The following is a 9,663-nucleotide window of genomic DNA, read 5'->3' as shown; positions in this document are numbered from 1 at the left end:
TTATGGCTTATGGCTTATGGCTTATGGCTTATGGCTTATGGCTTATGGCTTATGGCTTATGGCTTATGGCTTATGGCTTATGGCTTATGGCAAAAATATAAAAAGGAAAAAGGATGCCCGAAAAGCATCCTTTTTTTATTGGAAATACTGCTTGGGCAGTGCTAAAATCCTTTTACTGAGTTGAATTAAATTAATATGCTGCGGTAAAGCGCTCGCGGATGTGGTTGTTCTGCTCAAGTTCATCGGCCAGAACCACTGCGACATCTTCTACGGAAAGAACACTCCTGCCGTTTTCATCGAATACCGGGTTTTCCAGCGCCGTTCTGTATTTTCCGGTTCTCACGCCGGCTGTTCCCTGATGCATTTCAATAGCCGGGCTGAAGAACGTCCAGTCCAGGGTTGTGTTTTCTTTGATTTTATTTAAATAGTCCCTCGCAGCAGTGGCTCCCGGTTTGATGTCGGCAGGAAAATCGGGACCGTCCACCAGCTGATTCCCATCGATATACAGGCTTCCCGCCCCACCGACGGTAATGAATCGTTTAACACCGGACTTTTCTACTGCTTTTTCAATATTCAACGAACCATTCAGGAAATCATCATATAAATTCGGGTTGGTCCATCCTGCATTGAAGGCATTGATTACTGCGTCATTTCCTTTTAAGGCTTCCGCCAGTTCGTCCACCTTATTTACATCCACGCTTTTGGCAGTTACTTTTTCGTTCTGCTTAACTTTTGAAGCATCCCTTACGATCGCTTCAACTTCATAACCCCGGTCGGTTAATTCCTTCACTAATGGCGTCCCCACAAATCCTGTGGCTCCGATAACGGCTACTTTTTTCATAATAACTTTTATTTAAATTAAATTGTAATAATACTTGTTACATTTATGGCTAAAAAATTTTATCAGAACTGATCATAGAAATCTTTAAGGGATTTATTGCCCAAAAAGTCCAGCACCAGCTGATCGGTTTCAGAAAACAAGGTTTTTAAATGATCGTTGATCTCTTTTCCTACCGGACATGCCGGATTCGGATGATTATTTTTTTTACCCAGGACCTCCGTATTTTTTACTGCCAGATAAATTTCGGAAATGCAGATTTCCTCTGCATTCCGGGCCAGCCGGCTTCCTCCTTCTTTCCCCTGCCGGCTGACAATTAACCCTGCTTCTCTCAACACGCTCAATTCTTTACGGACTACTGCAGGATTGATGTTGATGCTTCCTGCCATCCATTCGGAGGTAAGCCAATCCTGCGGACTTTCCGCCAATAGGGTCATGATATGTATCGCCGTGGCAAATCTTGTATTGTTCATGATAATTACAGGACAAAGGTAAACAAATATTTTAATGTAACAAATTTTATTACATTTTAATTATTCAGTTTCTATTCTTACTATTTTTTTTCCCGCTTCACCCAGGTACTGGTTAATCAGGGGCTCATAAATTCTGTATCCGTCATCAACATTCGTGAAAATTACTATTCCATTTTTGGTTTTCGGTAATAATACGGCAATCGTATTTACACCTTTATCCGTGCCACCGTGTGAAAGGGCGATTTCGCCGTCTCCCAGTTCATAAATCTCAAAACCAAGCCCGAAATATTTATTCTTTTTGGTTTCTACCTGCGCGGTTTTCATTTCTTCAAATACTTCTTTGGAAAGCAGCTTGTTATCCATTACAGCGATCAGGAAACGGCTGTAATCCTCTACGGAGGTCATCAGGTCATCCGCAGCACTTGGCGTATTGTTTTTCACAATGTCATAAGGCTTACCTTCCCTGTCATAACCGGTAACGATTCTTTCGGCATCTTTTTTTCCATTCCAGATATAGCTTGTATCGTGCATGCCCACAGGCTCGAAAACCATCTCTTTCGCCAATTCTTCCAGGCTTTTATGGAATTTACTTTCCATGGCTTTACGCAGATATTCATAGCCTTCGCCGGAATATTGATATTTCGATCCTGGATCAAATTCGAAACGTAGCCGGTGATCCGGTTTCTGCCATCTCCAGTTCGGAAAACCCGTCTGGTGGCTGAGAATGATCCGGGTCGTCAGTTTTTTATGTCTTGGATCTTTTGCAATATCGGGATCGGTCCAGTATTTATCAATCGGTTCGTCGAGATTCCATTTTCCCAGGCTTACGAGACGTAAAACCGTGAGCGCAGTGACCGGTTTGGTAAGGGAAGCTACATTAAAAATACTGTTGTAAGGTGCTGTTGTTTTTCCGCCCCGGTTGCCATACACTTTTACCTGTGTTAGTTTTCCGTCTTTAATAACCCCTAATCCTAATGCAGAAATATTATGGTCTTTCAGCAGCTGTTCAAGAGGATCTGTTATTGCCGTATGGCCGGGACCTCCATGATCATAACTCAGCACATCGCTCATCACCCAGTTCCCGTCTTTCCTGGTCCAGACTGTTGTAAATTTTGCCCTGCCGCCCAAAACGTCTTCCTTATGGGGTTCGCGGATGTAAAACTGATGTTCGCCGGTCTGTATTGCACCGTACAGGTTCCCATCGCTGTACAGAGGAAAAACTTCAAGGCTGCCCGGAACCACTTTGCGGACCGGTTTTTTAAGAGGATCGGAACAGATGTTTTCCAGGGTTCTTTTCAGAAACAGTTTCTTATCCTGAAAGCCGCCTTTATCATGATAAAATTTCAGATCGTTATCCACCGACTTTTCAAGGTATGCCATATCGCAGCTGTTGAAGCCCCTTTCAAAAAACACGCTGTCCTGCTTTTTCAATTCTAAAAACAAGTCTGAATTTTTATCGGTCTGAGCCTCTGTATTCGCGGAGAAAAATAAGAAGAACATGATGTACGGAAAGAATCTTTTTGCCATTGTCTAAATTTTTGACAAAGATTCGGAATTATGAAATCCCTTTCAAAAAACAGAACCCGACAAAAACCCGACAATTTTACGACAAACTTATAAAATACTGAAATTCAGCCGATAGAAAAGCTTCTTTTTCCGGTCTATTTCATAAGCATTCCGCAATATGATGTACATATTCATCAGGACCAACAGAACCATAACGGCTAAAACAACAGAATGTCCCGGTTTGAAAAGTGCAGCTATCATAAAAATAACGGGAAAAATAATGGCTAAAAAGATCTGGAGGGAAATGATCTGTTTGACGATCCGGGATTTCTCTTTTGTAAACAGCATGATCAATAAAGGCGGAAGCACATTGGCCACCGGAAACCACGCAAAAGGAATTGAAGAAAGATTGATGAGCTTCACCAATGTGAAATTAACGGGTTTTTCCTTTTCCGGTGTTCCGGGAGGTTCTTCAACTTCAGCCTCTTTCCGGATTTGAATTTCAGGAATCCGCAGATCGGTTTCAGGAATATCCAGACTCAAAGCAAGTGATTTCAAAGTATATCCTTTTGGCTGCACACCGGCTTCGATCCGTTGAATGGTCCTTACCGAAAGCCCTGATTTTTCAGCCAGCTCTTCCTGGGTAAGATTCTTCAGCTCCCTTATTTTTTTTAATTCCGACATAAACTATCAAACTGGCACAAATTTACGGTTTCAGGATTATAAAATCAATTGGTCCAGATCCAGCAGCAGATAATTGATATTCTGGTTGATGGTTCGTGTAGCCGACTGCATCTGGTTGAGCATCGCCGCACGGTTATGGAGATCCTGCGACCGGTAAAAACCGCCGTCGCTGAAAATCACCGACTGATCCGCTTTTTGTTTATCATCATCAAACTGGTAATGCAGCCAGCGTTCTTTCATACTGGAAATAATGGATTGCTTTTCCCTGTTTGAAAACCTCTTCTCGGTATACATATACCATATAAATGGCGGGAAGTTCGGGGATTCCAGCTTTTCTCTCCAGATGTCTCTCAGCAGGTTTCTTTGATGGATAAATTCCACCTTCCGGCCTTTAGGATTAAGAGTCGCGAGCCCGAAGCCCGCTCCCAGGCCTCCCCCGCCGATGTCGATCGCACTGCTCCATACGTCATTCCTTACTATTCCTCCGGCTATTGATGCAGCCGCTCCCGTTACAATAGAGTAAAGAATGAGCCTGTTGTTCCTGGAATCGTTCAGGTTATCCACATAGTTTCCGATCTGTGCCACCCGCTCCCCCTCACAGTCGAATTCAGCAGCTACAGCGTCCAGCTCGGTCAGGGCAATCGTTATTTTGCTGTTGATCCGGGTTTTCAGCTGCAATACTTTTACCTGTGCCTGTAAGGAAGAGTCTTTTTTAAGATCTATGATTTCATGCACTTCGTCCAGGTTATCCAGTGCATTGAGGATCAGAATGCTCTGGTCGGAGAAAATCCCTTTCAGCTCCTTATTGGCCGCAATGATGGAGTCCGAATTATAAGAGGGTAATTTATTGTCGTAATTGTATTTGAATGGTGCTTTGCAGTAGCTGTCCCTGAGGGTCAGGATATTCTGCTTGATGGCCTGGTTTTTCTTTGAAACGCAGGATGCCAGCAGGCAGAGCAACGGCAAAAAGTAAAACAGTTTTTTCATTTTGTACTTCTTTAACTCAATGGAAAGCGCATCTGTTCCGAAATACATATTCCAATTCCTGAACAACAGATCCTGTGTTTATGCTTACATTAAATTCTTCTGGTAAAGCCATTGACTAAGATACATAAATAAAAAAATTTACCCGGAATCCGGGTAAATTTTTAAGCTATTTTTAAGGATGGCCTATTTAATATCGAGTAATTCCACTTCAAAAACAAGGGTGGAATTCGGACCGATTTCCTTACTGATCTGCTGGTCTCCGTAGGCAAGATGCGGTGGAATAATCAGTCTCCACTTACTGCCTGCCGGCATCAGCTGAAGGGCTTCCGTCCATCCTTTGATGACTTTATTCAAAGGAAATGAAGCCGGCGTCCCTCTCTTTACGGAACTGTCGAATACTTTCCCAGTAATGGTGGTTCCGTGGTAATGGCATTTTACCGTAGATCTCGGTCCCGGTTTCGGTCCGTCGCCTTCGGTAATAATCTCATACTGCAATCCGCTTGGCAATTCAACCACACTTTCCCTCTTACCATATTCAGCCATATATTCCTGACCGTCTTTCAGGTTTTTTTCTGCCTGCTCTTTTTTACGTTTGAATAACATATCTGCTACGCCCATAATTAAATTTTTTACAAAGATAGGATTTTAACCCGGGATCATGGAAACCGGAAACGGGAAGTTCCGGCATCATCAACAATAAGCATATTTTCAAATTGAATTTTCCGATATTTCAACCTTCTGATTATCAATCCATACATTTCAAACCCGTAAAGTTCAGATATGTTTAATACTGGCTTAACACGTTTACGGAAAGTTGGCGTTATAATTGGACTTAAAAACTAAATGCCAAGTCCATTAAAATACAATAAGCGTTTTGATAAGCTGACTGATGAGGAACGGGAACTCCTTGAGATCAACAAAAAAAGCATTGCCGATTTTGTAGAGCAGTCGTCTTCCGTGAGTGATGTCGGTTATGCAACCCGTAATGCTCACGCTAAAACCTATGCCGTTGCAGAAGGCAAATTTATCATTGCAGGTAATCTTCCCGAATATTTACAACCGTTTTTCGATAAGAGCCAGTACGATCTTACCTTACGGTTCTCCAATGCCCACCCCAAAATCATCAGAGGTAAAAAAGACATTCCGGCTTACGGATTTGCCGTAAAGATCAAGGATGAAAACGGGGTATTGGTGGCCAATTATCCGCTGGTGAATTTCCCATTGTTTCCGATCAATTCCGTCAGTACCTTTCTGAAACTGTTTACTTCGGTAAACCGGTTTTTCATCAAGAAATGGAGTTCCTTTTCGTTAATGATGCAGATTCTCAAGGTGATTCCATCAACGTTTACCGGCTCGTTTGTAAAGAATATTTTTAAGCTCTGGAGAAAGCGGAATGATTTTTTCCTTTCTTTCGATTATCATTCGGTGGGTGTATACCGTCTGGGCGATTATATGATGAAAATCAAGCTGAAACCTCAGTCCGTCCCCAAAAATTTCGGAAAAAAGCTGAAAGTAAAAGATGCCGTGGAAAACTATCTGAATACGAATGCTTTTACCGCTGATGTAATGATCCAGCTTTGTTACGACCTGAAAGATCAGCCGGTCAACCAATTGAATGTGGAATGGAAAAATACCCCTTTCATTAAAATAGGAGAAATAAAAATTGATCAGGGCAACCTCCTTGATCCGTATGCCTGCGAAAACGAAATGCTTTCTTTCAATCCTTTTGAAAGCAAAATATTCTTCCAACCGGTCGGAAAATTACAGAAGCTCCGTGAAGACGCCTATAAAATTTCCATGCAGACGAGAATGAAGATCAATAAGCTTCTGAAATACAATAAGTGAGAAGTGAATTTTGCTTTGCAAGTGAAGGGTCAATTATAAAATGTAATTAAGATTAACGTGAACTCGAAGAAGAACCGGAGTTAACAGGCTGGAAGAGGGAAGCTGGATGCGGGAAGTCTCTCCTGTCAAAAATAGATCCGGAGGTCTTGATAATCAAACTAAACATTTTGCCATTCTATAAGGTGAATTCTTATTTAATCCTGAATAAACAGCATTAAACCAGGATCTGATTTATATTGTTTTAAAATTCCGAAAGGATGGCTTATTACAGGATAGGATAAAATCCTATCAGAAGCGTGAACTGTTACTCGTTTTACCCGGAGGAATTCTATCCATAATCCTGGCTGAATCAGCTTTGATTTTATTTTTGAACTAAGTAAATACCTGAATATGATATTGATATAGCCGAATTCACGTTAAGATTAATAATTGACCCGCAGGAATTGACCATTGACAATTCACTATTGACTGTCGCACAAAAAAAGGCTCTACACTCCGGTAAAGCCTTTTTGTTTTATCGATTAAATTAAAATCAATCTTCGAGTTCTTCTTTTTCTTCCTTTTTATCAGGAAAGATCAGGGACAGGATCACCGAGATAACCAGAACCCCGCCTACGATCCCCAAGGATACCGGAGACGGAATATGAATCCACGGCGCAATCAGCATTTTTACCCCAATGAACGTAAGGATCACGGCAAGACCGTATGGCAGCTTGCTGAACATGTGAATGAAATTCGCCAACAGGAAATACAATGAACGCAAACCTAAAATCGCGAAAATATTCGACGTATACAGGATAAACGGATCATTGGAAATGGCAAAGATCGCCGGAATGGAATCTACTGCGAAAAGTACATCGGTGAATTCAATAACGGCCACCACGACCAAAAGCGGCGTAGCCATTTTTATTCCGTTCTGAACGGTGAAGAACTTATCGCCAACGTAGTTATCGGAGACTTTCCAGAATCTTTTGATCAGCCGTGCTCCTGCCGTATTGCTGTAGTCTTCATCTTCGTCATCATCTCCGCCGCCCCAGGATTTGATTCCCGCGTAAACAAGAAAGAAACCGAATAGTGCCATCACAATGTTGATTTTTACCGGATGTCCGAAAATAGTCATTTCCGGCAGGTAAGTCAGATCAATCAAACCGACTCCCGCAAAAATGAAAATCGCCCTGAAGATCAATGCCCCGATAATCCCCCAGAACAGCACTTTGTGGTGCAGGTACTTCGGAACTTTAAAGAACCCGAAAACCAGGATGAAAACAAACAGGTTATCCACCGAAAGCGCCTTCTCGATCCAGTAGGCTGCCTGGTACTGGGTAAATTTCTCTACCGCCACCTCGTGGCTGCCAGGCCCCAGGTCTGAGTTGTACACCCAGTAGACTACCCCGGAGAAAAGCATGGACAGCGAGATCCATACAATTGACCAGATTGTGGCTTCCTTGGAAGAAACCTCATGACTTTTTTTATTGAAAACCCCTAAGTCGAGGAGCAACATGATAACCACTGTTACCGCGAATCCCCAAACCAGACCGGGATGAAGATCCAATATACTCGTATTTTGTCCCACTTTTACTCTATGTTGTTATATGATAAAAGCAACAGCTGTTTCCATACAGCTATTGCCATTTAAATTATATGACCATCAGGGGACCAGAATAATTTTCAGTTAATCTGTTCCGCTGATTTTATTTTTCTATAAATATTTCTGTTTTACCGTTTCTATGGTTTCCTGCAGTTTCCGGTCGGCGGTCGGATCTCCGATCGCATTGAATTTCCACTCGCCGTTCCTTTTGTAGAAAACACCCATTACCATGGCAACATGCCCTTTGAAAGAAGCGTCATTCGCAATATCGTATTTAGCGAAAACCTCCCTTACGTTGGTTGGCGTTCCTTCATAGATCCTGATGGAAGCAAAAGGAATGGTCCCGAAATCCTGACCTTTGTAGCTGTTCAGCACCAGGGCCACATGCTCTACATTGGAGTCCAGGTTGCTGAAATCTACAGTGATTACCTCATTATCCAGTCCGTCGTTTCCGTTTACGTCACCGGTTAAATCGTCCCCGCTGTGTCTTACGGCTCCGTTCTTAGACTTCAGGTTCCCGAAATAAATGATTTCAGTAGCATTTTTGTTAGCATCATATAAAATACAGCTTCCGTCCAGGTCCACCGCTTCCCTGCTAACGCCACCGAAAAAACCTTTTTTCTCGATTGCGCCCCAGTTGATTCCCACACAGGCCTGTGAAAGCGTGGTTCCGTTTTCCTTGGTCAGGTTTATTCTCTGACCTTTTTGTAAGTTGATAGCCATCTTTTTATGTTTAGTTTGTTAATTTGTTTTTTTGCAAAGCATCACGATGATCTTCGCTTAGTTGTTATTTAAATTTAAATTCAGCATCGCACGGAGAATATTCGTTTCTTCATTGATGTCGAACATCCTGCTCATGATATCGGTATTTTCCAGATTTTTAATGTAATCTTTCAGCACACCGGTCACCTGTTCGGGCAATACTTTCTTTCTTTCGTTCATTGTTTCTTCCAGCTGCTCGTTTTTTCTTCTGAGCTGATAAACAATGGTTCCCTGATTCGATTCGTTGGGTGAGCTATCCAGTTTCTCCAGCTTTTTAGGCTCCAGCAGATACATTTTCCGGCCTTCGACATCGAAGATAAAATAATCTTCGGACTGGAAGATCTTAAAAAGCTCATACTCATTACCGGAAACTGTATAGCCACAGACAAAACGGACTTTAAAGCTCTGGATATTCAGCCTTCCCAGCAGCTTTCTTTCGATCCGGTACTCCTGATACTGATAGGCCGGAAAGTTCCCGGATTTCAAAAGCTCTTCATCAACATCCGGTCGGTAGAACTCAGCCGCGTATTTTTTATGGAAATCCAGTATATGATCCCATTTCAGCCGGAATTTATCTTCCGTAAGATCGGTGTACAGGTTTTTCAGCTGACTGGAAAAAGTACCGCTGTACATTTTCCGGTCGGTCTCAAAACCGTCTGCCCGTTTTTCCTCGAATCCGGAGATGTATTTGCTGTTGACCTCCATTTCGTTGATTACCGCCAGCATGTCATTTTCCTTCTGCCTTTTGATCTTCGTTAAAAGCTCGATCAGGCTGTCGGTAAACTGCAGGTGAAAAAGTTCCAGCCTGCTGTAATCCAGTCCTTTGTTTTCCTGAAAAAGGTTGTGGATAATATCCGTCTTGATGTAGATGGAAATGATATCGACATTTTCAAAAAAATTCGCGAGAAGTTTAAGCTTTGTTAATCTTCTCTTGCTTTGGGACATGATATTTACGGCATCTTCATTCACCTTGCTGCTGC

The 9,663-nt window shown here is 42.3% G+C and carries 10 protein-coding genes; 1 reads left to right on the top strand and 9 read right to left on the bottom strand.

Annotated features, from left to right (window positions below):
- Nucleotides 1-190 precede the first annotated feature (190 nt).
- The 6 genes from CHA01nite_RS13965 to bamJ form a co-directional block, all read right to left on the bottom strand.
- Complete coding sequence (locus tag CHA01nite_RS13965; protein ID WP_146942395.1) at nucleotides 191-841, bottom strand: NAD(P)-dependent oxidoreductase; 651 nt, start codon at nucleotides 839-841, stop codon at nucleotides 191-193.
- Nucleotides 842-903: 62 nt separating this feature from the next.
- Nucleotides 904-1,311, bottom strand: a complete 408-nt coding sequence (locus CHA01nite_RS13960; protein WP_146942393.1) for an Rrf2 family transcriptional regulator — start codon at nucleotides 1,309-1,311, stop codon at nucleotides 904-906.
- 60 nt (nucleotides 1,312-1,371) lie between these two features.
- Nucleotides 1,372-2,838 (bottom strand): serine hydrolase domain-containing protein, encoded by a 1,467-nt coding sequence (locus CHA01nite_RS13955; protein WP_146942391.1) that lies wholly within the window; start codon nucleotides 2,836-2,838, stop codon nucleotides 1,372-1,374.
- Between the two features lie 87 nt (nucleotides 2,839-2,925).
- On the bottom strand, nucleotides 2,926-3,501 hold the full coding sequence (locus tag CHA01nite_RS13950) for a helix-turn-helix domain-containing protein (RefSeq protein WP_146942388.1): 576 nt from the start codon (nucleotides 3,499-3,501) through the stop codon (nucleotides 2,926-2,928).
- A gap of 36 nt (nucleotides 3,502-3,537) precedes the next feature.
- Nucleotides 3,538-4,488 (bottom strand): hypothetical protein, encoded by a 951-nt coding sequence (locus CHA01nite_RS13945; RefSeq protein ID WP_146942386.1) that lies wholly within the window; start codon nucleotides 4,486-4,488, stop codon nucleotides 3,538-3,540.
- Nucleotides 4,489-4,671: 183 nt separating this feature from the next.
- Nucleotides 4,672-5,106, bottom strand: a complete 435-nt coding sequence (bamJ, locus tag CHA01nite_RS13940) for a BamJ family beta-barrel-assembly machinery protein (protein WP_146942384.1) — start codon at nucleotides 5,104-5,106, stop codon at nucleotides 4,672-4,674.
- A gap of 225 nt (nucleotides 5,107-5,331) precedes the next feature.
- On the opposite strand from bamJ, the gene CHA01nite_RS13935 reads away from it, so the two are divergent.
- Nucleotides 5,332-6,333, top strand: coding sequence for a catalase family protein (locus CHA01nite_RS13935; RefSeq protein WP_146942382.1), 1,002 nt, complete (start codon nucleotides 5,332-5,334; stop codon nucleotides 6,331-6,333).
- 532 nt (nucleotides 6,334-6,865) lie between these two features.
- On the opposite strand, the gene CHA01nite_RS13930 is transcribed toward CHA01nite_RS13935, so the two are convergent.
- The 3 genes from CHA01nite_RS13930 to CHA01nite_RS13920 form a co-directional block, all read right to left on the bottom strand.
- Complete coding sequence (locus tag CHA01nite_RS13930; protein ID WP_146942380.1) at nucleotides 6,866-7,906, bottom strand: TerC/Alx family metal homeostasis membrane protein; 1,041 nt, start codon at nucleotides 7,904-7,906, stop codon at nucleotides 6,866-6,868.
- 126 nt (nucleotides 7,907-8,032) lie between these two features.
- Nucleotides 8,033-8,644: a TerD family protein gene (locus tag CHA01nite_RS13925; protein ID WP_146942378.1), complete on the bottom strand. Its 612-nt coding sequence runs from the start codon at nucleotides 8,642-8,644 to the stop codon at nucleotides 8,033-8,035.
- Between the two features lie 57 nt (nucleotides 8,645-8,701).
- Nucleotides 8,702-9,652, bottom strand: a complete 951-nt coding sequence (locus CHA01nite_RS13920) for a hypothetical protein (RefSeq protein WP_146942376.1) — start codon at nucleotides 9,650-9,652, stop codon at nucleotides 8,702-8,704.
- Nucleotides 9,653-9,663 lie beyond the last annotated feature (11 nt).

Origin of the sequence: Chryseobacterium hagamense (genome assembly GCF_007991455.1) — a bacterium.
GTDB lineage: Bacteria > Bacteroidota > Bacteroidia > Flavobacteriales > Weeksellaceae > Chryseobacterium > Chryseobacterium hagamense.
This window is presented reverse-complemented; position numbering and strand designations above follow the sequence as displayed.

Bases quoted from the DNA above. Each gene is read 5' to 3' on its own strand.
- CHA01nite_RS13965 (WP_146942395.1), bottom strand. From the start codon at position 841: ATGAAAAAAGTAGCCGTTATCGGAGCCACAGGATTTGTGGGGACGCCA.
- CHA01nite_RS13960 (WP_146942393.1), bottom strand. From the start codon at position 1,311: ATGAACAATACAAGATTTGCCACGGCGATACATATCATGACCCTATTG.
- CHA01nite_RS13955 (WP_146942391.1), bottom strand. From the start codon at position 2,838: ATGGCAAAAAGATTCTTTCCGTACATCATGTTCTTCTTATTTTTCTCC.
- CHA01nite_RS13950 (WP_146942388.1), bottom strand. From the start codon at position 3,501: ATGTCGGAATTAAAAAAAATAAGGGAGCTGAAGAATCTTACCCAGGAA.
- CHA01nite_RS13945 (WP_146942386.1), bottom strand. From the start codon at position 4,488: ATGAAAAAACTGTTTTACTTTTTGCCGTTGCTCTGCCTGCTGGCATCC.
- bamJ (WP_146942384.1), bottom strand. From the start codon at position 5,106: ATGGGCGTAGCAGATATGTTATTCAAACGTAAAAAAGAGCAGGCAGAA.
- CHA01nite_RS13935 (WP_146942382.1), top strand. From the start codon at position 5,332: ATGCCAAGTCCATTAAAATACAATAAGCGTTTTGATAAGCTGACTGAT.
- CHA01nite_RS13925 (WP_146942378.1), bottom strand. From the start codon at position 8,644: ATGGCTATCAACTTACAAAAAGGTCAGAGAATAAACCTGACCAAGGAA.